Source organism: Streptomyces carpinensis (assembly GCF_002154505.1).
GTDB lineage: Bacteria > Actinomycetota > Actinomycetes > Streptomycetales > Streptomycetaceae > Streptomyces > Streptomyces carpinensis.
On sequence record NZ_MUBM01000496.1, the window covers coordinates 328 to 605 of the forward strand.

A 278-nucleotide genomic window follows, 5' to 3' on the forward strand; every position below is an offset into this window, starting at 1 on the left:
AGCAGGTCCTCGGCCTCGAAGCGGTCGCCGGTGAGGTGGTAGGCGGTTGCGTACAGGGAGGCGCGGCGCTCCTGGACGTAGGCGGTGAACTCCGCCTCCGACAGGGTCCGGCGCTCCCCCGAGCCCTCCCCGTACGCGGTTCCCCCGTGTGTTTCCCCCGTGTGCGCGTCAACCACCGTCATGTACCCGGTGTGCTGACGCCCGGTGCCGCGAGCGCACCCCCGCCCGCTCACGGCACCGGACTTCTCCGAACCCCGGGTCACGTCGTGCAGACGCGT

At 71.9% G+C, this 278-nt stretch carries 1 pseudogene; it reads right to left on the reverse strand.

The window, feature by feature from the left end:
• Window positions 1–278, reverse strand: a pseudogene (locus BZY54_RS54190) (SigE family RNA polymerase sigma factor); the annotation flags it as partial.